Raw genomic sequence first — 23,070 nt, 5'->3', positions numbered from 1 at the left:
CCTTCGGGGAGACGTGTCGCGGCCGGCCCGTCTCCCCGGAGGTCCCGCCCGCCTCACCCCTCCGCTCGCGCCTCCTGCGCCGCGATGTCCTTCATCGCCAGGTCCGCCCGGCGGAACTGGTCCGTCTCCGGGAGCGCGAGGTGCAGTCCGGCGACGGTCGTGAGCGAGACCGTCACCTCGGCCACGGTCACGTCGAGGACGTGCCCGCCCTTCTCGCGGGCGTCGTCGACGTAGTGCAGGTGGTACCCGGGGACCGACACGGCCTGCTCGAACTGCGGAGTGCGGAAGCCCGCGATCGTGCCGCAGGTGTCGGCGATGCCGGTGACGCTCTGGTGGGCGGTCGCCTCGATCAGGGGCGGGTACGGCTCCGTCTGCTCGCCCACGGTCCGAGTGCGGACCTCGGTGAACCGGCCGTCGATCCGCAGGGCGACGGGGATGTTCCCGCCGTCGACCGCGTCATCGATCAGCCGGGTGAGTCCGGCGAGACCGGTCGGCTCCTCGACCGTGAACGTCGTGGTCGCGTGGAAGGGCAGCACGGCGGCGAAGGGCGTCCGGTCGTCGCCGTCCGCGACCTGGACGGAGCCGTCGCTGCGCAGGTGGTAGCAGACGCCGTCGACGATCACCATCTCGCCGTCCAGGTGGTTGAAGGTGCCCAGCCCGAGGTCGCCGTGGGTGAGCAGCTCGCGGATCGTCAGGTCCCCGTCGTAGACCCCGGCCAGCAGCGCGGCCATGGTCGAGCTCTGGTAGATCGCGTAGTCGTCGGTCGAGTCGACCGTGTGCGTGCTCATTCGAAGGCGTCCTCGACCAGGTGGGCGGCGATGTCGACGTTGCGGCTGTAGTCCACCGCGACGTCGATGATCGAGACGCCCGGCTCGGCGAGGGAGGCGCGGAAGGCCTCCTCGAACTCGGCGAGGCCGCTCACCCGCCTGCCCGTGGCGCCGAACGCCGCGGCGAACTTCTCGATGTCGTAGTCGCCGAGCTGGACCCCGGACTTGCGGCCGTACTTCAGCAGCTGCTGGAAGCCGACCATGTCGTAGGTGTCGTCCCGCATGATCACGTGCGTGAACGAGAGGCCGAGCCGCGTCGCCGTCTCGATCTCCGTCGCGGAGAACAGGAACCCTCCGTCACCCGAGACGGAGACCACCGGGGTCCCGGGGCGCAGGAGGCTCGCCGCCATGCCCCACGGGAAGGAGACGCCGAGGGTCTGCTGCCCGTTCGAGAAGAGCAGGTGCTTGGGCTCGTACACGCGGAAGTGCCGGGCCATGAAGATGTAGTTCGAGCCGATGTCGCAGGCCACGGTGGCGTCGTCCGAGAGCAGGTCGCGCATCAGGAGCACGAGGCGGGCGGGATCGACGGTCCCGGGAGCCGCCTCGGCCGTCCGCGCCGCGTCGTCGATCCGCTCCAGCTCGCTCCGGTGCCGGGCGACCCGGTCGGCCGCGTCCTCGTCGAGCTGCAGGCCGGAGACGAGGGGCGTGAGGGCCGTGACGGTCTGCGCGAGGTCGCCCTTCAGCTCCAGCGCGGGCAGGTAGTGGTTGTCCAGCGGGGCGTCGACGGAGTCGATGTGGACGATCCGGCGGGCGACGTCGCTGTTCCAGATCACCGGGTCGTACTCGACGGCGTCGTAGCCGATCGCGACGACGAGATCGGACTCGGCGAGGGCGAGGTCGGCGGGCTGGTTCTTGAACAGGCCGACGCGGCCGAGGTAGTGGTCCTCGAGCTCGCGGGAGACGAGGCCGGCCGCCTGGAACGTCTCGATCACCGGCAGCTCCGTCTCGCTGATCAGGACCCGCAGTGCCGCCACGGTCGCCGGCTCCGACGCGCGGAGTCCCACGAGGAGGACGGGCCGCTCCGCGGTGTTGATCAGGTCGGCGGCGTGGGTGAGGTCCTCGGCGCGCGCCGGACCGCTCGTCGGCCCCGTGGCCGCCCGGGTGATGACCTGCGAGGTCGGCGCGGCCATCACGCTGGCCGACAGGACGACCGCCGCGGCGCCTCGGGGCTCGGTGACGGCGGCGCGGAAGGCGTTGCTGACCGCCTCCGAGACGTCGTCCGGATCCGTCGACTCGACCGTGTACTTCGTCACGGTGGAGAGGAAGGCGGCCGCATCCATCGACTGGTGCGTGCGCTTGAGGCGGTCGGAGAGCTGCACGGCCCCGGCGAGCGCGACGACCGGGTCCTGCTCCGTGTTGGCCGTGAGCAGGCCGGTGGCGAGGTTGGTCGTGCCGGGGCCGGAGGTCACGAGGACGACGCCCGGGCTGCCCGTCAGCCGTCCCACCGTGGCGGCCATGAAGGCGGCGTTCTGCTCGTGCCGGCAGACGATCAGCTCCGGCCCCTCGTCGGCGAGGACGTCGAAGACCGCGTCGATCTTCGCTCCCGGGATCCCGAAGACGTACTTCACGCCGTTGGCGGTCAGGGTCTCGATCACCCGCCGTGCACTGCGCGTCTCGACGTTCGGCTGCTCCATGGTCCGCTCCGCTCTCTCCTCGGTTGTACCGACGAGCGTAGGAACGGGGGCACCCGGAGCGACCCGGTCAGATGACTCGTTCCCACCGGTGCATCCCCGGCGGCGTACCGATCGCAGTGACGGAGCGCTCGGCCGGGACACGCTCGGCTCCCCCGCCGACGGTCTGCTCCGAGAGTCGTCCGACGCTCGCCGCGACGTCCCCGGTCGTGATGGACTTGCCCGCATGATGATCTCTCCGCGCGAGTCCGCGCACGACACGAAGGCAGGCGTCTGATGGCCGAGGAGCGCGCGATCCTCGCGGGCGGATGCTTCTGGGGGCTCCAGGAGCTCATCCGCGACATGCCGGGCGTCTTCAGCACCCGCGCCGGGTACGCCGGCGGCAGCACGCCGAACGCGACCTACCGCCACCACGGCGACCACGCGGAGGCGGTCGAGATCGAGTTCGATCCCGAGCAGCTCTCCTACCGCGACCTGCTCGAGTTCTTCTTCCAGGTGCACGACCCGACGACGAAGAACCGTCAGGGCAACGACATCGGCACGGCCTACCGCTCCGTGATCCTCTTCCTCTCGCCTGAGCAGGAGAGGGTCGCGCGCCAGACGATCGCCGAGATCGACGCGTCGGGCCGCTGGCCCGGACCGGTCGTCACCGAGGTCGAGCCCGCCGGCGAGTTCTGGGACGCCGAGGAGGAGCACCAGGACTACCTGCGCAAGCACCCCGGCGGCTACACCTGCCACTGGGTCCGGCCGAAGTGGGCGCTCGACGCCTGATCCCGGTCACGCGGGACGCGGGGCCCCGGGCTCCGCTCCCGCGGGCACGGCTCGCGCGCGGTGCGCGAAGAGAAGCACGACGGCGACCGCCGAGAGCACCAGGGCCGGCGTCGGGGCCCAGGCCGGAGCGAGCGTCACGGTCGCCGCTCCGACGACGGCCCCGACCGCGAGGCTCGCGACGATGAGCGCCTGGACGGTCCTCGACCCGGACGAGCGCTCGGCGAGCTCCTGCATCAGGCTCGTGAGCGTGCCCGTGACGAACGTCGTCGTCAGGCCGGCGGCGCCGGAGATCCGCTTCGCGAGCACGGTCTGCAGCCCGAGCGCCGTCGCGCTGGTCGCGATGAACGCGCAGTCGACGAGCAGCGACCTTCCGCTCTGCACCGTCGGCCAGGCGACCGCGACGGCGAGCTGCAGGACGACCCCCACGAGCGCGATCGAGCGGAGCGGACGTCTCCCGTCGCCGGTCGACGGCGTGCGCGCCCGGGTCGTGCGGAACCCGGCGTAGACCGCTCCGGCGAAGAAGACGATCGCCGTGACCGCTCCGGCCGCGGTCGTCAGCCAGGCGGAGCGGGGGTACAGCCCCAGCAGCACCAGGTTGCCCGTCATGTTCGCGGTGAAGATGCCGCCGAGCAGGAGGAACGCGAACGCGTCGGTCGCGCCCGAGGCGATCGCCAGCAGCACCAGGGCGAGCCTGAGGCGCGCGGGCCCGGTCACCGCCGTCACGCGAGGCCCTCAGCCATGGAGCTGCCGCCAGGTGACGATCTGCTCTCCGCGGAGCTCGTAGCTCCCGAAGCAGCGGAGCCAGTGGCCCTCCCCCGTGTCCGAGCGGAGGTGCAGGGCGTGCTCGGTGAGGACGACGCTTCCTGCCACGGCGATCGTGACGAGGGCGATCCGGATCTCGGTGAACGCCCGATGGACCTCGTCGCACATCTCGAGGACCCGCGCCCGCCCCGCGATCTCCTGCGAGCTCCACGCGCTGTAGACGACCTCCGGATGCAGGAACGGGATGAGCTGGCGGCTGTCGCGAGCGCTCCACACCTCGAGGAAGTCGCGCACGACCAGCTCGTTCTCGATCATCGCGACGCCCCGCACCGACGCGTCCTGCCAGCTCTCGGCCATGGGTCCTCCCGCCGTCCCCGCACCGACACTCGTCGATGGCGACGAGCCTGCCCGAGACAGCCCCGGGCGCCTACGCGTCGGATGACCCGATCTCCCCGGCGGCGGGCTCACCGCGCGTGCGCCGTCGCCAGCTCGCCCCAGTGCGTCGTCGCCCGGAGCGAGAGGGCGTCGCGCTTCATCGTCCACACCGGCCCCGTGCGGATGCCCGCCAGCCCGAGGCCGACCGCAGATCGCCCGTGGCGCTTCGTCACGGCGTCGATGGTGGCGCCGAGGCCCTTCGTGTCGAAGGCGGTGTCGAAGATCTCGAGCAGCGCGTGGGAGTTCCGCGGTGAGAGGTTCGTGAGGATGACGCCGGCCCGCACGTAGCGCGCGCCCTCCCGCAGCCGCGGGCGCAGGGTGCCGATCGCGGCCCTCACCATCGCCACCGGGTCGTCCGTGGGAACGGGGAAGCCGGCCAGGCCGCCGGCGGACTCGTACGGCGCGTCCGCGAACGGCGACGTCGACGCGAACACGCTCATCGTCCTGGTGACCGACTCCTGCGCGCGGAGGCGGTGGGCGGCGCGCTGCGCGTAGACGGAGAGCACCTGCTCCATGTCGCTGATCGTCGTCACGGGAGTGGCGAACGACCGGGAGAAGATCAGCTGGTCGCGGACGGTGCGGGCGGCCTCGAGCGGGATGCAGTCGACGCCGCGCAGCTCGTAGACGGAGCGCTGCAGGACGACCGAGAACTTCTTGCGGATCAGCGCGGGGTCCGCGTCGCGGAGGTCGCGGACGGTGTGGATGGACAGCTCCGCGAGGCGCTTCCCTGTGCGGCCGGCGACTCCCCACAGCTCGGTGACGTGCTGCGAGGCCATGAGCGCGTCGAGCTGCTCGGGCGTGTACCAGTCCGTGTCGCAGACGCCCCCCAGGCGCGGGTGCTTCTTCGCTCCGCCCTTGTTGACGAACTTCGCGAGAGTCTTGCTCGGTCCGAAGCCGACGCAGACGGGCAGCCCGACGTTCTTCGCGACGGCCGCCCGCATCTCCCGGCCGATCTTCGCCCGCTCCGCCACGTCGCCGTCGACGCCGAGGAAGGACTCGTCGATCGAGTACACCTCCTGCCAGGCGGAGTAGCGGCCCAGCAGCTCCATCACGCGCGCGGACAGCTCGCCGTACAGCTCGTAATTGCTCGATCGGGCGATCACCTCCGGGAGGCGACCGGAGCGGATGAGCGGCTCGATCTGGAACCAGGGCGTGCCGTTCTCGATCCCGAGCCTCTTCACCTCGTCGGAGCGGGCGACCACGCAGCCGTCGTTGTTCGAGAGGACGACGACCGGCCGGCCCGCGAGCCTCGGATCGAACAGCCGCTCGCAGGAGACGTAGAACGAGTTCACGTCGACCAGGGCGATGCGCCGCTCAGAGCGCACGGTGCAGCCGGTGGAGGCAGACGGTGACGACGCCCCACACCTGGAGGTCGCTCAGCTCGGCGACGTGGATCGGCGGGTACTCCGGGTTCTCGGCCCGCAGCACCACTCCCCCGGGGTGCAGCTCGAGGCGCTTGACGGTCAGCTCGCCGTCGAGGATCGCGATGACGACGCTCCCGTGCGTCGGCGTGATCGACCGGTCGACCAGGAGTTCGTCGCCGTCGCTGATGCCCGCGCCGACCATGCTCTCGCCCGAGACGCGGACGATGAACGTCGACGTCCTGTCGCGGATCAGGTGGTCGTTGAGGTCGAGGGACCCGTCGAAGTAGTCCTGCGCCGGCGACGGGAATCCGGCCGCCACCGCCTCGCTGGTGACGAGGAACATGACGGCGACGGCGTCCGAGGCCGGGGTCGCGATGCGCTCCACGACGGTCACGCCCATGGTCGGCTCCCTCCTCATCGCATCGAACGTGTGTTCGAACGCGTCCGAGTGTAGGTCGGGGGCACCGACATTCGGGAGGCGCTCGGCGCCGTCCTCGACCGCTCGCGGGGACGATCACCGGGGACGCCGCTGGGCGCCCGGAGGAGTGGCGCGTCGGCCGACGCGAGCCCAGCCTCCCTGGAGCCTTCTCCGGCACGATCCGACCTCATCCCCTCGGAAGGAGCTCCTCTCATGCGCGCATCCCGTCCTCTTCCCGGCGACCCCTGGCCGTCGGAGATGGTCATCACGGTCGAGGACAACCCCGCGGCGCTGCTCGAGCTCCTCTGGATCCGCGAAGCGTGGGGCTTCACTCCGGCGGGCGACGGGCCGCCGCCGCTCGAGCGGTCCCCGGAGCGGGTCGGGTCGGCGGAGCCCGGCGCCGACGAGCAGCGCGCCTGGCCTCAGCTGTGGCAGGACTGCGTCGAGCATCTGGCGGTCGAGACCGGCCCGCTCCTCCGGCAGCTCTCCAGCACCGCCGACGGATCCCCCGAGCGCGCACGCCTCCTCGACCTTGCGCGCGGCCCCGGCTGGCGCGAGCGCTTCGGCGACGACTCCCTCGGAGCCCCATTCCGCGCCTGGCACGACGAGCTGCGGTCCGCCCGGATGGACGCGCGGGACGTCCCTCTGGACGCCGCCCCCGAGCGGCGCTGCCTCGGCTCCCTCGTCCCCGCCTGGGAGGCCGGACTGAGGACGGTGGTCACCCTCCCCTGCCGCGGCGAGTACGCGCGCGCCGTCTCCGGCTCGGTGCTGATCCTGACCGACAGCGACCACCGGGACCCGGACCGCTACGCCGCCGCGCTCCGACGGTTCGCCGACGGCTCGCCGGAGTGACGGGGCACGGATCTCCGGATCGGATGAACGCTCGCGCGCTCCGGACGGTATCCCCCTCCGAGCCGCCGATCTCCGGCGACCGCAAGTCTCGAGGAGTGCACGATGAGCAGGAACATCAGAGTCGGTATCGCAGCTGTCGCCGTCGCGGGCGTGATGGCGGTGGCACCCGTGCTCGCCGGTGCGAGCAGCGTCGCTCCCGCCGCGGCGACCAGCGACTCCAGCAGCGCGTCGGACAGGAACCTGATCAACGCGGTCCGCTCCGTGGCGGCGAAGCTGCGGGTCGTCGGACTGTCCGACGGCGGCACGAAGCTCGTGCAGTTCAACCCGACCAAGCCCGGCAAGGTCACGAACCGCGTCGCCGTCACCGGCCTCACCGGCGGCGACACCGCGCTCATCGGCATCGACTACCGGGTCCAGGACGGCGCCCTCTACGGCGTCGGGGACAACGCGGCGAGCGCCGGCGTCTACTCCATCAACCCGTCCACCGGCGTCGCCACCCAGGTGACCCGTCTCACCGTGGCGCTGAGCGGCACCTCCTTCGGCGTCGACTTCAACCCCGCCGCGAACGCGCTCCGCGTGGTCAGCGACACGGGCCAGAACCTCCGTCAGCCGTTCGCCACCGCGGGCGCCGCGACGGTCGCCGACGGCACGCTCAGCTACGCCGCGCCCGCCGTGGCCACCGGTGTCGCCGGGGCCGCGTACACGAACAACGACCTCGGTGCGAACAGCGCGACCACCCTGTTCGTCCTCGACACGGCCCTCGACCAGATCGCGATCCAGTCCCCGGCCAACGCCGGCACCCTGGCGCCGACCGGGAAGCTCGGCCTCGACGCAGCGGGTGCGACCGGCTTCGACATCTACTCCGTCCTCCGCAACGGCAGCTCCATCGGCTCGGTCGGCCTCGCCGCCGTCAACGGGTCGCTCTACGAGATCGGACTGCTGAACGGAACGGCGACTCCGCTCGGCGCCATCGGCGCGGACGTCACGGACATCGCCGTCCCGCTCGTCCAGCGCTGACCCGAAAGGCTCCCGGCGACCGCGCCCCTGCCGACCGACGCTCCCGGTGAGCGCCGGTCGGCAGGACGCTCCGGCGGGCCGCCAGGGCCGAGAGCCCTCGTCGGAAAGTTCACTCAGCTATGCATCACCGTTCACCCACCGACGGGGCGATCCGGAGTGAGATGAGCGTGCCCCTTTCCGGGGTCTCACCTCTCAAGGAGTCCACGACGTGACACGACTGTTCCGCTCCGCGAACCGCGGACGCTCCGCTCTGGCCCTCTCGGCCGCTGCTCTGGTCTGCGCCGCCGCACTGGCCGCACCCGGCGCCGCCACTGCTGTCGGTGCCGCCGACCTCTCCGCCACCGGCGGAGCCGCCCGCATCTCCCCGGTCGACGCCGACCTCTCCGACTCGCTGCGCGCAGCGGTGAAGGAGCAGGACGCGAAGAACGTCATCCTCCTCATCGGGGACGGCATGGGCGATTCGGAGATCACCGTCGCTCGCAACTACCAGTACGGAGCGGCCGGCCGCTTCCCCGGGATCGACGCCCTGCCGATCACCGGCCAGTACACGACCTACTCGCTCTACCGGGCGGACGACCCGGCGACGGGCGCCGTCAAGGGCGCCCCGGACTACGTACCCGACTCCGCCGCCACCGGCAGCGCCTGGGCCACCGGCACCAAGACCTACGACAACGCCATCTCGGTCGACATCGACCAGCAGCGCAAGGACACCCTCCTCGAGATCGCGAAGGCGAACGGCCTGAAGACCGGCAACGTCACCACCGCCGAGATCCAGGACGCCACCCCGGCCGTGCAGGCCGCCCACGTCGACGCCCGCAGCTGCTACGGACCCGACAGCGCGAGCTGCGGCGACGACGCGCTGGAGAACGGCGGACTCGGCTCGATCAGCGAGCAGATCCTCGACACCCGCGCCGACCTGACCCTCGGCGGAGGGTCGGCCAGCTTCGCGCAGGTCGCCCGCGCCGGCGACTGGAGCGGCGAGCCGCTGTTCCAGCAGGCCGCGGAGCGCGGCTTCCAGGTGCTCGGGGACGCCACGACTCCCGCCACCGCCGCGCAGCTCGACGCGCTGACCGTCGCCGACCAGGACGCGCCCGTGCTCGGACTGTTCAACTCCGGCAACCTGCCCGTCCGCTACGCGCCCACCCCGGCGACGGTCGGCGGAGCGGACGCCGCCCCGCAGACCTGCGTCGCGAACCCCGACCGTCCGGCCGAGCAGCCGACGCTCCGCTCCATGACCGAGAAGGCGATCGACCTCCTCGACACCGGCGACCAGGGCTTCTTCCTCCAGGTCGAGGGCGCGAGCATCGACAAGCAGGACCACGCCGCGAACGCGTGCGGCCAGATCGGCGAGACCGTCGACCTCGACGAGGCCGTCCAGGCCGCGCTCGCCTTCGCCGAGGCGGACGGGAACACCCTCGTCATCGTCACCGCCGACCACGCCCACTCCAGCCAGATCGTCGACTCCACCCCGCCGACCTCGCTCAGCACCGCGCTGAAGACCGCCGACGGCAGCACCATGAAGGTGTCGTACGGCACGGCCGCCGAGGGCGGATCGCAGCAGCACACCGGAACGCAGCTGCGCATCGCCGCCTACGGGCCGGGCGCGGCGAACGTCGCCGGGCTCACCGACCAGACCGACACGTTCTTCACCATCACGAACGCGCTCGGAGTGGACCGCGACATCCGCTCGATGAGCTTCGGAGCCACCGCCGAGCTCTCCGGCTCGTCGTTCGCCCCCGGAGCCGACGTCACCCTCACCGCGAAGGGCTTCAACGGGGACACGCAGCTGATCGGCTCCGCGCCCCTCTTCACGGACCGCACCGCGACCCGCGACCTCGCCGGCGGCGGCCTCACCGTCACGGCGAAGGCGCCCACCACGCCCGGCGACTACAGCGTCACGGTGACCGGCGACCAGACCGGCAAGGCGATCACCCTGCCGTTCACCGTCACCGAGCGCCCGAAGTCGAGCACCCCCATCACCGACAAGGTCAAGGACCTCGGCGGGAAGCTGATCGACAAGATCCGCCAGCACTGAGCACTCGTCGGCCCGGCTCCTCTGGAGGAGCGCGGGCCGACGGAGTCGCGGGAAGGGCCGTCCCTCGGGGCGGCCCTTCCTCGCGTCCGGGGGGATCGGCACGACCGAGCGGGCCGGGTGAGCCCGCCGTTCGATCAGGACGCGTCGGCTCCCGGCGACTCGCGACGCGGCACGGCCCCCGCGCGATGCACGATCGAGCGGATCAGCGCTTCGAGCAGGAGCGCCGCCCCGGCGAGGGCCACCGAGGCGGCGACGACCGACTCCGTCCAGGGCGTGGTGTCGTACGACTGGTAGTCGACGAGCGCGGGAGCGATCGCGAACGTCGCGACGAGGTAGCCGGGCAGCGTCGATCCGATCAGGAGGACGAAGGACGCGGCGCGGAGGGGCGACGTCCTCGCCACGAGGACCGCGAGGACGAGCAGGCCGGCGGGTGCGGCCAGACCCAGCAGGACCGCCGGGAGCATCGCCTGCAGGATCGTCGGTGCTCCGAGGATCCCGGACAGGACCGCGTGCAGGCCGAGGCAGCCGAACGCCGCGGCGACCACGATCCGCAGCACCGCGACCGGGCGCCGCCGTCCCGGACCGACCGCGGCGAGGACGGCGAGAGCGACGAGGAGGTGCCCGATCCCGAGCAGCTGCGCTGCCGATCCGACGTTCTCCCACGGATCGGAGGGCCACGAGTAGTCGTACCGGTGGTCCTCGATCGCCTGCTCGCCCAGGATCGGCCCGGCGACGGCCCAGCGCTGAACGGCGGCGAGCTGCTGCAGCCCGGCCGAGGCGAGCATCAGAGCGCCGGCCGCGATAATCCCGCTCGAGCCCCGCTCACGGGCTCCGGGACGTCCTGACTCCGCTGCTGTCATGCGGCCACGGTAGGGGCCGGGGCGTCCGGCACGGGTGGCCGGGAGGAGAACGTCTCGCCGCGATCGGTCTGCGCGAGACGCCTGCGCGCGATCCGTCGGGATCGGCCCCGGCACCGGTGGGGGATGCTCCGCGGGCCCGTTCCGAGGCCGACGCATCCTCCGCGCACCGGCCCCTGCCCTGTTGCGGACATGTCCGCTAGAGGCTGTTGTCGGCGGTGGGACCGGGTGCCACTGTTCGGAGACGGCCGCCCACGGTCGACCCGATCGAAGGCTCCAGCATGCGCTCTCCCTCCGCCTCCCGCCCGACCGACCCGGACGCCGGCACGGCCCGCTCGACCCCTGAGCGGAGGACGAGGCCTCGGCCGGCGCTCGGCCTGCTCGCGCTGACGGCGACGGTCGCGCTCCTCCTCGGGACCACGGCTCCCCTGTCCGCGGTCGCCGCGGCTCCCGCGGCGACCGGTGTCGTCGGCTGGGGTGACGACTCCAGCGGGCAGGTCGCTGCGCCGGCTGGGCTCACCGACGCGACGGCGATCGCCGCGGGCGGCTCCCACAGCCTCGCCCTGCGCAGCGACAGCACCGTCGCCGCCTGGGGCGAGGACAGCAGCGGGCAGGCCACCGTGCCGACCGGTCTGGACGACGTCGTCGCCGTCGACGCCGGCGTCAACCACAGCCTCGCCCTGCGCAGGGACGGGACCGTCACCGCCTGGGGCGACGACGGCGACGGGCAGGCCACGGTGCCGGACGGGCTCGCCGACGTCACCGCCATCGCTGCCGGCGGCTACCACAACCTCGCCCTGCACGGCGACGGGACCGTCACCGCCTGGGGATACGACTTCTCTGGACAGGCGACCGTGCCGGACGGGCTCAGCGGAGTCGTCGCCATCGCCGCCGGCCGCTTCCACGACCTCGCGCTGCACCGCGACGGCACCGTCACCGCCTGGGGAGACGACGCCTTCGGGCAGACCGACGTGCCCGCGGGACTCACCGGCGTCACCGCCGTCTCCGCCGGAGCCACCCACAGCCTCGCGCTGCGCGCGGACGGGACCGTCGTCGCCTGGGGCAGCGACAGCGACGGCCAGTCCGACGTCCCCGACGGCCTCGCGGACGTCACCGCCGTCGCCGCCGGCGGCTACCACAGCATCGCTCTGCGCCGCGACGGCACCGTCACCGCCTGGGGCTACGACGGCTTCGGCGAGGCCTCCGTGCCGACGGGACTCACCGGCGCCACCGCCGTGTCCGGCGGCAGCTTCCACAGCCTCGCCCTCGGCGCTCGGCCCGTCTTCACGGCCGACGCCCCTCCGGCGACGGCGCCTCTCGGAACGCCCTTCTCCTACACCTTCGCCACCGGCGGCGCGTCGACGATCGAGTTCGCCTCCGGGTCCCTCCCGGCCGGCCTGACCCTCACCTCCGCGGGCGTCCTCTCCGGCACCCCGACCGTCGAGGGAGCGTCCTCCTTCACCGTGTCCGCCCGCACCACCTTCGGCACCACCACCGGCGCGCCCCACACACTCACCGTCGGGCAGGCGGCGACCGCTCCGACCCTCTCGGGGACGGCCGCGGCCGGCGTGGTCGGCTCCGCCTACGACTTCACGTACACGGCGACCGGATCCCCGGCGCCGGTCGTCACCGTCGCGTCGGGCACTCTGCCTCCTGGGCTCGCCCTCGACGGCTCGGGGCGCCTCACCGGTACTCCGACCACCGCGGGGACGTACGGCTTCACCCTCCGCGCGGTGAACCCGGCGGGCACCGTCGAGGCGGCGAGCACGCTGACCGTCTCTCCGCAGAAGGCGACCACGAGGGCCGACCTGCGCGTCGACGTCTCCGCTCCGACCACCGCGGTGAAGGGGAGGACGTTCACGTACACGCTCATCACGAAGAACGCCGGACCCTCCGCGTCGACGTCCGTCTACTCGAAGGTGATCCTCCCCCCGACCGTGCAGTTCGAGTCCGCCACGGGCTCGTACAGCCGCATCGGGAGCATCGTGATCTTCCCGCGCTCGAGTCTCGCGAACGGGCAGAAAGTCACCGAGAGGATCACCGTCACGGCCACGCGCACCGGCACCGCGACCGCCTTCGCCGCCGCGTTCTCGGTCAGGACACCGGACCCGTCGATGCGCAGCAACGCCGACAACGCCGCGACGACCGTCCGCTGACCGCGGGCGCAGGAGGACGGCGGGCGGGCCTCCGGGATCGCCCGACGTCTTGATCCGCGAGGTACGGATGCACCCGGAATCCCCGTTCACCGGCGCCCGACCCGCGGAGGGGGCGGCTAGAGCACGTCCGCGATCGCGGCGAACGTCCTGTCCGGGTCCTCGAGCTGCATGTCGTGGTGCACGCCCGGGAGCCGGCGCACCTGCCAGCCCCGCTGCTCGAGCCGCGCGGCCAGGGCGTCCGGCAGCACCGCCGGCGACTGGTCGGAGAGCACGACCGTCGACGGGACCGTCGGCGCCTCGACCGGGACCGGGTGGAAGGCGACGTCCCGGAACACGCCGACGGCCATCCGCGCGTCGAACCGCTTCTTCGCGTCGTCGAGGAGCGCGCGGGTCTCGGGGCTGTAGGCGGCGCGGACCGCGGCGCCCGCCCGCGCCTGTCCGAGCTGAGCGAGGCCGAGCGACAGGAGCGGCACCGCCCAGAACAGCCGTCCGGCGAGGCCGCTCGTCGGCAGCGACAGGGCGAACCCGGGATCGAGGTAGACGGCCCGGCCGGGCGCGAGTGCGGCGACGGCGCGCTGCAGCACCGCGCCGCCGAGCGAGTGGCCGACCACGCTGTCGAGCCCCGCCGGCAGCGACTCGACCAGATCAGCGGCCATGTCGTCGATCCGGTACGACTCCGCCCGCGGGCTCGCGCCGTGCCCACGCAGATCGACGGCCGTGACCGTGTAGCGGCCGGTCGCGACGAGCCGCTCGACGAACGGCCCCCAGGTCGTCGCCGACGCGCCGAGACCGTGCACCAGCCCGACGTGTCGTGGTCCGGATCCGGTGGTGAGGGTCTGCAGGCGCATCCCCTGATCCTGCCGGAGACGGCGCCTGAGGCGGAGGCGCCGGGCGGATGCGGAGCCTGCTGCTGCACCCTCTGCGTCGACGATCGCGCCACATCTCCTGCCATCGAGGTGTGCGCTCTTGACTCCGCCGATGAGCGCTGGGAGGTTCTCCGGATGCGGTGGCACTCCGCCGTCCGCCCGAGCAGCCGGCCGAAGAGAGGACCTCCATGACAGCGACGAGCAGAGCCACGGGAACGGTCGGCCGGACCGCCGTCGTCTTCGGGGCGGCGGGTCTCGTCGTCGGGGCCGTCGTCGGCGGAGCCGCCGTCTTCGGAGCGGGGCTCCTCCTCGACGACTCGAGATCGAGGATCACGATCCGGGACGTCACCCGCGCGGAGCTGGACGGACTCGAGCGCGCTGCCGCTCCGAGCAGGGAGGCCTGCGGAGATCGTCGTGGGTGCGTGGAGGGCGTCGACGGGCCCGGGGCGTCGATCCACCGCTACCACTCCCTCGATCTCGCGCGGCAGGCGACGGTGTACAACACGAGGGACGTCTACCGGTCGGACCGGCTCGTCGTCGAGTTCGAACCGGATCTGGGCCCCGATGAGCGGCACGACCTGATCCAGGTGATCGAAGGGACCTGGACCGGGAGCAGCGACTGACGGGCGTGAAGCGAGCCGCACGGACGGCGTCGACGAGCGACCGGAGGGCGGGGCCCTCGACTACTCGCTCAGCGCCGATCCTCCCCCGGAATGCCCACCGGACAGGGGCCTCCGCAGGGGGTCCGCTCGGGTGCGGTCCGGGCCTACGCTCGCCCCATGCACCTCCGCACGGTCGCGATCAGGCCCGGCACCGCCGCCCTCGCGCCGGTCGGCGCGCCGCCTCGGACCGCGCTGGACGACGTGCTCGCCCACCTGATCGCGGCGCTGGCGATCGGATCCGGCCTGCTGCTCGTCCCGGCGGGCGTCGGCGGAGTGCCGCTCCTCGCCACCGGATCGACCGGAGCGAGCGCCTTCGAGGCGTGGGCGCTGATCCGGACGACGGTGGCCCTGCAGATCGGCATCGCCGTGCTCGCGATCGGTCTCGGCGCCGTGGCGCGGACGCGCGGACCCGCGGGAACCCGGGCGGAGCGCTGGTGCGTGGTCGCCGCGGTGAGCGCCGCGATCGGCGTGGTCCTGCTGGTCGTGCCGCCGGCCTGAGGAGCCTCCGGAGAGCGACGACCACCGGCCCGTCAGAATCGCCGCGCCCGGCCGTGACCGAACCGTCACCTCGCGCCGCGCGGCGTGATCGGATCGTTGCAGGATCCGGCACCGGCTGAGGTTCCGCATAGGACACACTCGGCCACAGGGGGCGATCGTCCCCCGCTCATGGGGAAGCCGACCGCGATCAGCGGCTCGGAGAAAGCAGGAATCGTGCGTTCTGCGCGACGACGCCACGGCGTCACCATCATCACCACTGCGGCACTGCTGGGGGCGCTCGCGTTCCCGTCCGTCGCCCTGGCCACCGAGGTCGTCCCTGACGCCGCCTCGAGCCCCGCACCGGCCGAGCCGGCTCCCACCGCGGAGCCGACCGCGACTCCGGAGCCCACGGCGACGCCGCAGCCGGCCTCGACTCCGGCGCCCACTCCGGCTCCGACCACCGCGCCCGTCGAGAGCGCGCAGTCGCCCCTGGCGATCGCCCTCGACCGCACCACCTACGAAGCGGGCTCGGCGTTCTCCGCGATCCCCTCGGCGGAGGGCTGGGCCGGCGGCCTGGACGTGTCCGGGACCGGTTTCCAGCCCGGCACCGTCGCCGTCGTCGTGCTCCGCGACGGCGCCTCGGAGGAGGCCGTCACCACCAGCGTGATCACCGCCTCCGGCGAGCTCCGCCTCCAGGACTGGCTCCCCACCGACGCGGACGGCGTCGCGGTGGACCCCCACCTCCCGCTCCCCGGCGAGACGATCTCCGTCGTCGCGGAGGGACTCGACGCCTCGGGCGCCCGTGTCGCCTCCGATGCCGTCGAGCTGACCGTGACGCAGCCCGACACGAGCGTCGTCTTCCAGAACCGGGAGGACGGCGGGGTGCTCCCGGCCGGTGCGGACATCCAGGTCGGAGAGTTCCGGATCTACGGCGTCGTCGCCTCGTTCCGCGGATTCGACCGCGGCGAGGACGTGTCCGTCACGCTCACCGCGCCCGACGGCAGCACCTCCGCCCTCGTGCCCCCCGCGCCGACCCCGCTCTCGGGCGAGGCCTTCGTCCTGCTCGACGCCGACACCATGGCGGACCAGCTGGGCACCTTCTCCGTCACCGCCACGGGAGAGACCAGCGGACGCTCCGTGACGTCGTCGCTGGAGCAGGTCCCCTCGCGCACCGCGATCCGGATCTGGCCCCAGGGGGCTTCGCCCGAGCCCGCCCCGGCGGACGGACAGCCCACCAGCGGTGGCGCTCTCCTCGGCTTCGGCGCGGACGAGACCGTCTCGATCGGCGTCTTCTCGACCTCGGGTGCGCGCCAGACGCTCACGGGCGGCGGCTCGAGCCTCGAGGTCGGCGTCGACGGGCTCGGCTGGAGCCTGATCTCCCTCGGCGAGTACCCTCTGCAGGACCCGGCGAGCGAGATCTACTGCGTCATCGCCCGCGGCACGTCGAGCGGTCTCGTGGCGAGCACCTCCTACGACTACACGCTGACGGAGGAGGACCCGATCGCCGGAGAGGCCGACTGCTCCGCCGCGGTCGCCGCCGTCACGGCGCACCCTGCCGGCGCCGGGCCCGCAGTGCACCCGGCCGGCTCCGGACCCGCGGCGCAGACGGGCGGCCACCGCCCCGTCCTCGCCTCGACCGGCGTCTCGACGACCGCGCCGCTCGCCCTGGCCGCCTTCGGCATCCTCGGCGGTCTCGCCCTGACGGTGCTCCGCCGCCGCCGCGCGTAGACGGCCGCGCACCGCGCACGACGAAGGCGCCCGGGCACACCGCCCGGGCGCCTTCGTCGTCGCGAGACCTGTCGGGTCAGTCGGACGGCACCGCGCAGGTCTCCTCCGCCGCGGTCTGACCCGGAGCGTCGACGGCGACGGGAGCGGGATCCGTCGGAGCCGCGCCGCCCTCCGCGGGCGTCTCCGCCGCGGGCGCCTCCTCCGCCGGAGCGTCGGATGCGAGGGTCACCGGCTGGTCGTTGAGGACGCGGCTCATGAGCTCGGCGCCGACCTCGGCGTTCGGCACGACCTTGCCCGGGTAGTCCGGGTCGTCGAGCGCCGGGTACTGCACGAACACCATCTTCGAGAGGTCGACGTCCTTCAGCGCGAGGGCGAGCGAGATCATCGTCGCCGGGCTCGTGAGCGACGTCGACAGGTGCACGTTCGACGAGGTCGCCTGCGCGAGTCCGTAGAGGGCGGGGATGTTCGAGAGGGTGTCGGCCGAGCGGACGGTGCGCATCAGGGAGGCCAGGTACTGCTGCTGCGACGAGATGCGGCTGAGGTCGCTCTGGTCGCCGACGCCGTGGCGGCTGCGGAGGAACGAGAGGGCCATCGACCCGGAGACGGTGGAGGTGCCGGCGGGCAGGTCGAGGCCCGAGTCGGTGTCGAGGATCGGACCCGTGAGGCAGATCGGGACGCCGCCGACGGCGTTGCTCATCTCGATGACGCCGTTGAAGGACACCCAGCCGGCGTAGGGCACCGTCAGGCCGGTGAACTGCTGCAGGGTGTCGTTGACGCAGGCGAGCCCGCCGTACTGGAACGCGGAGTTGAGCGGGACGCCGGCGGCCGCCTCGGTGACGACGCCCGTCTCGGGGTCCGTGCAGGCGGGACGGTCCAGGATCAGGTCGCGCGGGAAGCTGATCACCGTCGCGCTGCGATGGTCGGCCGAGACGTGGAGCAGGATGTTGACGTCGTTGAGCGTGTCGTCGCGGACGCCGAAGGAGTCGCCCTGCGTGGCGTCGTTGTCGGTGCCGACCACCAGGACGTCGAAGCCGCCCTCGACCGCGCCCATCTGCACGTTCCCGGCGGTGGGAGGAGCGACGCCCAGGTCGACCGCGTTGTCGGCGACGTTCCGGCTGATGCTCACCGTCGCGATCGCCACGAGCGAGGTGGCGCTGACGGCGAGGACGCCGACCACCGCCGCGATCCCGACCACCACTGTCCGCACCCCGGACCGCCGCCGGAGCCGCCCGTGCCGCACCGCGCGCTCGTGAACCCTCATGCGCTCCCACCCCTCGCCCCGCCCGCCCGTTCGCGGACGCAGTCGCTCGCCAGTGTAGGCAGGCCCCCTCCGATGCTGCGCGGAACGGCCCTGCTACCGTCGTGCGCGCATCGAGGAGCGGAGGAGGAGCCGTGGAACGCCGAGTCGTCGATCCCGTCACGCAGATCGAGTGGATCGTCCCGCCGTTCGCGACGGAGGAGGACACCCTCGCCCGCGCGCGGGCCGATCGGGAGGGGCGGCTCGCCGACCTCCGCCTGTACCCGGACCACGGCGCGGAGTATCCGCTCTGGGCGGTCGACGGCCCGGTCGACGACCCGGGTGCGATCGGCGTCCCGGAGGCCCTGCACGGACCGCTGCTCCGCTGGCAGGAGCTCTGGGCCGCCGGATGCGACGTGTTCGAGGGCTGGAGGAGCGCCGAGGCGGAGGAGCGCTGGCTCGCCCTCGGCCGGGAGCTGCACACCGAGCTCGAGGCCGCCCTCTGGCTGACGACCCGGGTGCTCGCCTGCTTCTGAGGGCTGCTGCCCGGGCATCCGCGCAGAAGCCGCCGGCGCAACCCGTCCCCGGACCGGCCCCCGCGTGCCTACCCTGGACGGTGCGCTCTCCTCGTCTTCTGCAGCAGGTCGTCGGCAAGCTCGGTGGGCAGCGGCCCGCGGCCCCGGTGAGCCGTCGAGCGCAGCGGGCGCTCCTCGCCGAGCAGACGGTCCGCGGGGTGCTCGAGCTGGCCGTGCGGCTGGGCGAGACGCTGCTCTCGCTGGGGTCCGCGGCCGCCGAGGTGACCGAGACGATCCAGCGGGTGTGCCGCGCGTACGGCATCGAGTGCCAGGTCGACCTCACCTTCACGTCGATCCTTGTCGTGCACGACGGAGGCGACGACTCCCCCAGCGTGAGCGTGCTGCGCGTCGTCCCCTCCCGCAGCGCCGACTACGAGCGGCTCGCTCGCGTGACGGCGCTCGTCACCGCCATCACCGAGGGCTCGCCGGAGGTGCGGGTCGCCGATGCCGTCGATTCCGCCGAGGCCCGCGAGGAGGCCCGGCACCAGTTCGAGGCCGCGCACGACCGGCTCGACGCGATCCTCGTCCAGCCGCACCGCTACCGCCGCGGAGTCGTCACCCTCACGCTCGCGCTGATGGCCGCGGGCGTCGCGCTCCTGCTCGGGGGCGGACCCCTCGTCGTGCTCCTCGCCGCCGCGACGGCCGCCGCGATCGACCTGGTCAACCAGCTGCTCGCCCGCTGGGGCCTGCCCGCCTTCTTCCAGCAGATCGCGGGCGCCGCGCTGGCGACCGGAGTGGCGGTGGTGCTGCTCGCGGTCGTGCCGCGTCTGCCCGTCGAGCTGGCGGTGCTGCCGCCCGCGCTCGTCGTCGCGTCGGGGGTGGTCGTGCTCCTCGCCGGGCTCTCGTTCGTGGGAGCGGCGGACGACGCGATCAACGGGTTCCCGATCACCGCGGGCGGCCGACTGCTCGAGGTCGGGCTGCTGACGCTGGGCATCGTCGTCGGGATCGCCGTGGTGCTCGACGGCGCGCGCTCGCTCGGGGTCGAGCTGGTGCTGGTCGACTCCTACGCCCGCCCCTGGCCTGCCGCTGTGCAGGTGCTCGGTGCCGGGGTCGCGGCCGGCGCCTGGGCGCTCTCGTCGCACACCCCGCCGCGGCCCGCGCTCATCGCCGCCCTCACCGGAGCCGGCGCGTTCCTCGTCTCCGACTCCTTGACCACCTCGGGCTTCGCGCCGCTCATGGCCAACGCCCTCCCGGCGCTGGCGATCGGCCTGCTCGGCGAGATGCTGGCCGAGCGGATGCGGGTGCCCGCCGTGGTGACGACCGCGTGCGCGATCGTCCCCCTCCTGCCCGGCCTCACCCTCTACCGCGGCGTCCTCGGCCTCACCTCGAACGCCGGCCCGAGCGCCGGGATCGAGCTCCTGCTCCAGGCGGGCATGATCGCGCTGGGCCTCGCCGGCGGAGTCACGCTCGGCCGGATCGCCTACCGTCGCCTGCGCACCCCGATCGTGCGGGCGGTGGCGCCGGTCCGCGCCCGGACCCGCCGGGACCGCGGGATCGAGCAGGCCCTCGCCGCCGACGTCCTCTACCCCGACGGCGCAGAAGCGGGGCAGACGGACGCAGGGCAGGACGCTACGGCGCCGGGCAGCGGACCCGGCCTCCCGGCGTCCGACCCGTCGGCGCCGGCCGCGGTCGACCCCGCGCCGCTGCCCGACGAGCCGGCGGCTCCCGCGGAGGAGCCGTTCACCCGCACCGGGATCGTCCCGATCGTCAGCACGATCGGCGTGACGGAGCCGGTGCCGATCGTCACCGAGGAGGATCCGGCCGACCGGGGCTGACGACAGGGCCTGCTCCCGCGGTCGGCTCCTCGCCGCAGAGGGAGGCGCCGCGCCGGTCAGTCCGCGTCGCCCCGCACGACCGCGGTCCGGCGGGTGTCGATGACGATCACCGAGCCGAGCACGATCAGGGCGAGCGACACCGAGGCGAGCGTGTCGGTCAGCCAGTGGTAGCCGAGGTAGAGCCGGGCGACGATCTGGCCGGCGATCATCCCGAGCGAGAGCGCGAAGCCCCCGATCATCCAGCTCCGGGAGGAGCGGCGGGAGGCGAGGAGGAACGTGGTGATCAGGAAGAAGTCGCTCACGCCGGTGACGTGGCCGGAGGGGAACGAGAACGTGCCGTCGGGCCCGAGCAGCATGTACTCGACCGGCGGACGCATCCGCATCACGAGGTGAGCGGCCAGCTGCACGCTGAGCATCCCGACGAGCATGCCGCCGGCCAGGAGGATCGGCCGCCAGAGGTGGCGGGCGAGGACGAACCAGAGCACGAGCACCGCCAGGATGATGACCGGCAGGTAGACCGGCCCGAAGACGGTGGCGAGCGCGTCCATCACGACCGTGCCCTCGGCGGAGCGCTTCTCGCGGAACCACTCGGCGACGACCGGGTCGAGGACGGTGAGGCCGGTGCCGCTCGCGACCTGCGCGGTGAAGGCCGCGAAGAGGACGACGCCGACGCCGATGAGGCCGAAGCCGGCCCGGTCGAGGCCGCGGCGCGCCTCCGGGGCCATCACGCGCTCCTCCACGAGGAACCGCTGGTGGAAGCGGGCGCGGCGCGAGAGGGCGGGGGTGCTCATCCGCTCACCCTAGGGCTGCGGAGGCGCCGCCGACCGGGCCGTTCGCTCAGCGTCCTGCCGCGTAGTGCGTCTGGATCTGCTCCGGCGTGAGGACCGTCGAGTACACCGCGGCGTAGCGCAGGCTCCCGCCGAAGTACGAGGAGCCGACGTTCGGCCACTGGCCGCCGAGGCTGTCGTATCCGATCTTCCAGGTGCCCGTCGTGTTCTCGGCCGTGCGGTACGTGCTGTTCGAGGCGACCTTCACGCCGTCGACCCAGAGCGCGATGCCCGCCGTCGGCGAGAGCGTGGAGACGACGTGGTGCCAGAGCCCGTCGTTGACGGCTCGGGTGCTCGTGATGGTCTGCGCGGCGCCGTTGTAGACGCCGAAGACGAGCTTGCCGTCGGCACCGATGTAGGTGTGGCGGTCGTACTGGCCGCCGGGAGCGGTGGCGCCCGCGCTGAAGCTGAAGAGCTTGCCGCCGGCGTTCGTGGTCTTGAACCAGATCTCGGTGCTGAAGGTGCCGGGGTTCCTGATCTCCAGCGGCGTGCTCAGGTACTGGTTGGTGCCGTTCGGCGTCCACGAGCCGCCCGCGTCGCGCGGGCAGGCCTTGGGCGTCGCGGCGGAGCTGACCATCGCGGTCGGGAAGAGGCCGGTGGAGCGGTAGGTGCCCGGGTACTGGCCGGAGTCCGTGTCGGGCGCGGTCGTCGATCCGCTCGGCTGCGCGAGCGTGTAGGCGAAGAGCGCGGCCCCGCGGTCGGCGGCGAGGGCGCCGTCGCAGGTGAAGAACGCGGCGGCGCTGCCGACCGTGTTGGTCGAGTTCAGGATCGACGCGGTGTACGCGCCCGAGGTGGCGGGGGCGGTGAGCAGCACGGCGGCCAGGGCGGCGGCGGCGAGGGCGGCGGCGACAGACCTCGGGCGGGCGAGGAGGGTGCGCAGCCGCGCGGCCGGTGAGGCGGCGGAGAGGCGGTGCCGGCTCATGCCGTCTCCTCCTCGCGGGCGGCGCGGCGGCCGCGCTCAGCGGTCCGCTCCGGCTCGCCGGGGAGGCCGACGAAGACCGTGTAGAGCACCGGGATCGCGCAGAGCAGGACGAAGAGGACCCAGCCCCAGAACGGCAGGTGCAGAGCGGAGGAGAGGGCGTAGGCGTCTCCGTCGTGCGCCGGGATCTGCAGGCGGCCGACCTGTCCGGAGACCAGGTCGACGGGGTCGGCGCCCTCGGCGCTCACGCGGATGGGGAGGACGCCCGTCGAGACGAGCGTGGCGTTCGTCGTGCCGCTGTCGACCGTGGCCTCGAGGACGACGATGCCGACGAGCGGGCGGAGCACGAAGACGGTGACGGACGCGACGAGCGAGAGGCCGAGGATCCGCATCGACGCCCGCTGGGTGGGCGAGGCGATGAAGCGGGTGAGCAGCTGCACGAGGACGGCGCCGATGATCAGCAGCGGCAGGCCGCGCACGAGCCAGCCGAGCACCGGCAGCGCCGTGGTGACGACTCCGATGAGCTGGTCCTGGCCGGTGGCCCACGGATCGACGGCTCCGTTGATGTCGCCCTGGGTGCGGAGCGTGCCGTCGTCCGCGATCTCGACGACCCGGTGGGTGTAGGTCTCGTCGGGCGTGGTGGTGGGGTGGAAGCTGACCGCGTCGCCGACCCGGACCTCCTCTAGGGCCGTCGGCTCGGTGAGGACGAGGGTGCCGACCGGGGCGGCCGTGCCCATGGAGGGCGTCTGCACGATGAACCAGCGTCCGCCGGACGCGTGGAACAGGAGCGCCGCCGCGACCAGGACGGCCAGCAGAGCGGTCGTCGTCCCGATCAGGGCGGTGCGGAGGAGGGACCGGCGGGGACGGTCGGTGCGGGGG

At 73.1% G+C, this 23,070-nt stretch carries 22 protein-coding genes; 10 read left to right on the top strand and 12 right to left on the bottom strand.

All coding sequences use genetic code 11. From position 1 onward, the window contains the following. Positions 1-53 precede the first annotated feature (53 nt). Both budA and alsS read right to left on the bottom strand, forming a co-directional pair. Positions 54-788 (bottom strand): acetolactate decarboxylase, encoded by a 735-nt coding sequence (gene budA, locus C5C71_RS08100; protein ID WP_104337490.1) that lies wholly within the window; start codon positions 786-788, stop codon positions 54-56. Then, the gene (gene alsS, locus C5C71_RS08095) at positions 785-2,461 is read right to left on the bottom strand and encodes an acetolactate synthase AlsS (protein WP_104337489.1); all 1,677 of its coding nucleotides are present in this window, start codon (positions 2,459-2,461) and stop codon (positions 785-787) included. The genes budA and alsS overlap by 4 nt, the downstream gene beginning before the upstream one ends. A 273-nt stretch (positions 2,462-2,734) precedes the next feature. Here alsS and msrA point away from each other — a divergent pair, with 273 nt between their 5' ends. After that, positions 2,735-3,229 carry a peptide-methionine (S)-S-oxide reductase MsrA gene (msrA, locus tag C5C71_RS08090; protein ID WP_104288389.1) on the top strand — a complete coding sequence of 165 codons (495 nt, stop codon included), beginning with the start codon at positions 2,735-2,737 and terminating at the stop codon, positions 3,227-3,229. Positions 3,230-3,235: 6 nt separating this feature from the next. Here the strand turns inward: msrA and C5C71_RS08085 are convergent, their stop codons facing one another. The 4 genes from C5C71_RS08085 to C5C71_RS08070 all read right to left on the bottom strand — a co-directional run bounded on the left by C5C71_RS08085 (position 3,236) and on the right by C5C71_RS08070 (position 6,133). Continuing rightward, positions 3,236-3,943, bottom strand: a complete 708-nt coding sequence (locus tag C5C71_RS08085) for a YoaK family protein (RefSeq protein ID WP_181065668.1) — start codon at positions 3,941-3,943, stop codon at positions 3,236-3,238. Between the two features lie 18 nt (positions 3,944-3,961). Beyond that, a complete protein-coding gene (locus C5C71_RS08080; protein ID WP_104337487.1) occupies positions 3,962-4,348 on the bottom strand; it encodes a nuclear transport factor 2 family protein in 387 nt (128 codons plus the stop codon). Positions 4,349-4,455: 107 nt separating this feature from the next. Next, the gene (locus tag C5C71_RS08075) at positions 4,456-5,751 is read right to left on the bottom strand and encodes a Y-family DNA polymerase (protein ID WP_104247118.1); all 1,296 of its coding nucleotides are present in this window, start codon (positions 5,749-5,751) and stop codon (positions 4,456-4,458) included. Further along, a complete protein-coding gene (locus C5C71_RS08070; RefSeq protein ID WP_258068686.1) occupies positions 5,741-6,133 on the bottom strand; it encodes a LexA family transcriptional regulator in 393 nt (130 codons plus the stop codon). The genes C5C71_RS08075 and C5C71_RS08070 overlap by 11 nt, the downstream gene beginning before the upstream one ends. A gap of 288 nt (positions 6,134-6,421) precedes the next feature. Here C5C71_RS08070 and C5C71_RS08065 point away from each other — a divergent pair, with 288 nt between their 5' ends. From C5C71_RS08065 to phoA, 3 genes are all read left to right on the top strand, one after another. Beyond that, positions 6,422-7,060, top strand: coding sequence for a hypothetical protein (locus tag C5C71_RS08065; RefSeq protein ID WP_104337485.1), 639 nt, complete (start codon positions 6,422-6,424; stop codon positions 7,058-7,060). Positions 7,061-7,162: 102 nt separating this feature from the next. Further along, complete coding sequence (locus C5C71_RS08060; protein ID WP_219814169.1) at positions 7,163-8,077, top strand: DUF4394 domain-containing protein; 915 nt, start codon at positions 7,163-7,165, stop codon at positions 8,075-8,077. A 208-nt stretch (positions 8,078-8,285) separates the two neighbouring features. Beyond that, on the top strand, positions 8,286-10,112 hold the full coding sequence (phoA, locus tag C5C71_RS08055) for an alkaline phosphatase (RefSeq protein ID WP_258068678.1): 1,827 nt from the start codon (positions 8,286-8,288) through the stop codon (positions 10,110-10,112). 134 nt (positions 10,113-10,246) lie between these two features. On the opposite strand, the gene C5C71_RS08050 is transcribed toward phoA, so the two are convergent. Further along, positions 10,247-10,972: a hypothetical protein gene (locus C5C71_RS08050; protein WP_146084445.1), complete on the bottom strand. Its 726-nt coding sequence runs from the start codon at positions 10,970-10,972 to the stop codon at positions 10,247-10,249. A 278-nt stretch (positions 10,973-11,250) separates the two neighbouring features. Here C5C71_RS08050 and C5C71_RS17275 point away from each other — a divergent pair, with 278 nt between their 5' ends. Next, a complete protein-coding gene (locus C5C71_RS17275) occupies positions 11,251-13,125 on the top strand; it encodes a DUF11 domain-containing protein (RefSeq protein ID WP_146084444.1) in 1,875 nt (624 codons plus the stop codon). A gap of 116 nt (positions 13,126-13,241) precedes the next feature. On the opposite strand, the gene C5C71_RS08040 is transcribed toward C5C71_RS17275, so the two are convergent. Continuing rightward, complete coding sequence (locus C5C71_RS08040) at positions 13,242-13,973, bottom strand: alpha/beta fold hydrolase (RefSeq protein ID WP_104226554.1); 732 nt, start codon at positions 13,971-13,973, stop codon at positions 13,242-13,244. A 206-nt stretch (positions 13,974-14,179) separates the two neighbouring features. Between C5C71_RS08040 and C5C71_RS08035 the strand changes: the two genes are divergently transcribed. From C5C71_RS08035 to C5C71_RS08025, 3 genes are all read left to right on the top strand, one after another. After that, the gene (locus C5C71_RS08035) at positions 14,180-14,614 is read left to right on the top strand and encodes a hypothetical protein (RefSeq protein ID WP_104226555.1); all 435 of its coding nucleotides are present in this window, start codon (positions 14,180-14,182) and stop codon (positions 14,612-14,614) included. 156 nt (positions 14,615-14,770) lie between these two features. Next, a complete protein-coding gene (locus tag C5C71_RS08030; protein ID WP_104262235.1) occupies positions 14,771-15,151 on the top strand; it encodes a hypothetical protein in 381 nt (126 codons plus the stop codon). 213 nt (positions 15,152-15,364) lie between these two features. Next, positions 15,365-16,858 (top strand): LPXTG cell wall anchor domain-containing protein, encoded by a 1,494-nt coding sequence (locus C5C71_RS08025; RefSeq protein WP_146078972.1) that lies wholly within the window; start codon positions 15,365-15,367, stop codon positions 16,856-16,858. A 76-nt stretch (positions 16,859-16,934) separates the two neighbouring features. Here C5C71_RS08025 and C5C71_RS08020 read toward each other — a convergent pair whose 3' ends face one another. Then, on the bottom strand, positions 16,935-18,119 hold the full coding sequence (locus tag C5C71_RS08020; RefSeq protein WP_146078973.1) for an LCP family protein: 1,185 nt from the start codon (positions 18,117-18,119) through the stop codon (positions 16,935-16,937). Between the two features lie 131 nt (positions 18,120-18,250). Here C5C71_RS08020 and C5C71_RS17565 point away from each other — a divergent pair, with 131 nt between their 5' ends. Both C5C71_RS17565 and C5C71_RS08015 read left to right on the top strand, forming a co-directional pair. Continuing rightward, a complete protein-coding gene (locus C5C71_RS17565; protein ID WP_181027137.1) occupies positions 18,251-18,631 on the top strand; it encodes a hypothetical protein in 381 nt (126 codons plus the stop codon). A gap of 80 nt (positions 18,632-18,711) precedes the next feature. Then, the gene (locus C5C71_RS08015) at positions 18,712-20,445 is read left to right on the top strand and encodes a threonine/serine exporter ThrE family protein (protein ID WP_181065667.1); all 1,734 of its coding nucleotides are present in this window, start codon (positions 18,712-18,714) and stop codon (positions 20,443-20,445) included. Between the two features lie 56 nt (positions 20,446-20,501). Here the strand turns inward: C5C71_RS08015 and C5C71_RS08010 are convergent, their stop codons facing one another. From C5C71_RS08010 to C5C71_RS17560, 3 genes are all read right to left on the bottom strand, one after another. Then, positions 20,502-21,236: a phosphatase PAP2 family protein gene (locus C5C71_RS08010; protein WP_104337482.1), complete on the bottom strand. Its 735-nt coding sequence runs from the start codon at positions 21,234-21,236 to the stop codon at positions 20,502-20,504. Positions 21,237-21,282: 46 nt separating this feature from the next. After that, complete coding sequence (locus C5C71_RS08005) at positions 21,283-22,194, bottom strand: LamG domain-containing protein (RefSeq protein ID WP_104337481.1); 912 nt, start codon at positions 22,192-22,194, stop codon at positions 21,283-21,285. After that, positions 22,191-23,070 (bottom strand): S26 family signal peptidase (locus C5C71_RS17560; RefSeq protein WP_104337480.1); only part of this gene is annotated, 880 nt, incomplete at its 5' end. The genes C5C71_RS17560 and C5C71_RS08005, both read right to left, overlap by 4 nt.

The sequence above is a fragment of the Rathayibacter sp. AY1C1 genome (assembly GCF_002932105.1).
In the GTDB taxonomy this organism is placed as follows: Bacteria; Actinomycetota; Actinomycetes; order Actinomycetales; family Microbacteriaceae; genus Rathayibacter.
Note: the sequence above shows the minus strand (reverse complement) of the source record. Positions and strands in the feature narration are given on the sequence as shown.

What these genes read in the sequence shown, in the direction of transcription:
- budA (WP_104337490.1), bottom strand. Translation starts at nt 788, where the DNA reads ATGAGCACGCACACGGTCGACTCGACCGACGACTACGCGATCTACCAG.
- alsS (WP_104337489.1), bottom strand. Translation starts at nt 2,461, where the DNA reads ATGGAGCAGCCGAACGTCGAGACGCGCAGTGCACGGCGGGTGATCGAG.
- msrA (WP_104288389.1), top strand. Translation starts at nt 2,735, where the DNA reads ATGGCCGAGGAGCGCGCGATCCTCGCGGGCGGATGCTTCTGGGGGCTC.
- C5C71_RS08080 (WP_104337487.1), bottom strand. Translation starts at nt 4,348, where the DNA reads ATGGCCGAGAGCTGGCAGGACGCGTCGGTGCGGGGCGTCGCGATGATC.
- C5C71_RS08070 (WP_258068686.1), bottom strand. Translation starts at nt 6,133, where the DNA reads ATGTTCCTCGTCACCAGCGAGGCGGTGGCGGCCGGATTCCCGTCGCCG.
- C5C71_RS08065 (WP_104337485.1), top strand. Translation starts at nt 6,422, where the DNA reads ATGCGCGCATCCCGTCCTCTTCCCGGCGACCCCTGGCCGTCGGAGATG.
- C5C71_RS08060 (WP_219814169.1), top strand. Translation starts at nt 7,163, where the DNA reads ATGAGCAGGAACATCAGAGTCGGTATCGCAGCTGTCGCCGTCGCGGGC.
- C5C71_RS08050 (WP_146084445.1), bottom strand. Translation starts at nt 10,972, where the DNA reads ATGACAGCAGCGGAGTCAGGACGTCCCGGAGCCCGTGAGCGGGGCTCG.
- C5C71_RS17275 (WP_146084444.1), top strand. Translation starts at nt 11,251, where the DNA reads ATGCGCTCTCCCTCCGCCTCCCGCCCGACCGACCCGGACGCCGGCACG.
- C5C71_RS08040 (WP_104226554.1), bottom strand. Translation starts at nt 13,973, where the DNA reads ATGCGCCTGCAGACCCTCACCACCGGATCCGGACCACGACACGTCGGG.
- C5C71_RS08035 (WP_104226555.1), top strand. Translation starts at nt 14,180, where the DNA reads ATGACAGCGACGAGCAGAGCCACGGGAACGGTCGGCCGGACCGCCGTC.
- C5C71_RS08030 (WP_104262235.1), top strand. Translation starts at nt 14,771, where the DNA reads ATGCACCTCCGCACGGTCGCGATCAGGCCCGGCACCGCCGCCCTCGCG.
- C5C71_RS08020 (WP_146078973.1), bottom strand. Translation starts at nt 18,119, where the DNA reads ATGAGGGTTCACGAGCGCGCGGTGCGGCACGGGCGGCTCCGGCGGCGG.
- C5C71_RS08010 (WP_104337482.1), bottom strand. Translation starts at nt 21,236, where the DNA reads ATGAGCACCCCCGCCCTCTCGCGCCGCGCCCGCTTCCACCAGCGGTTC.
- C5C71_RS08005 (WP_104337481.1), bottom strand. Translation starts at nt 22,194, where the DNA reads ATGAGCCGGCACCGCCTCTCCGCCGCCTCACCGGCCGCGCGGCTGCGC.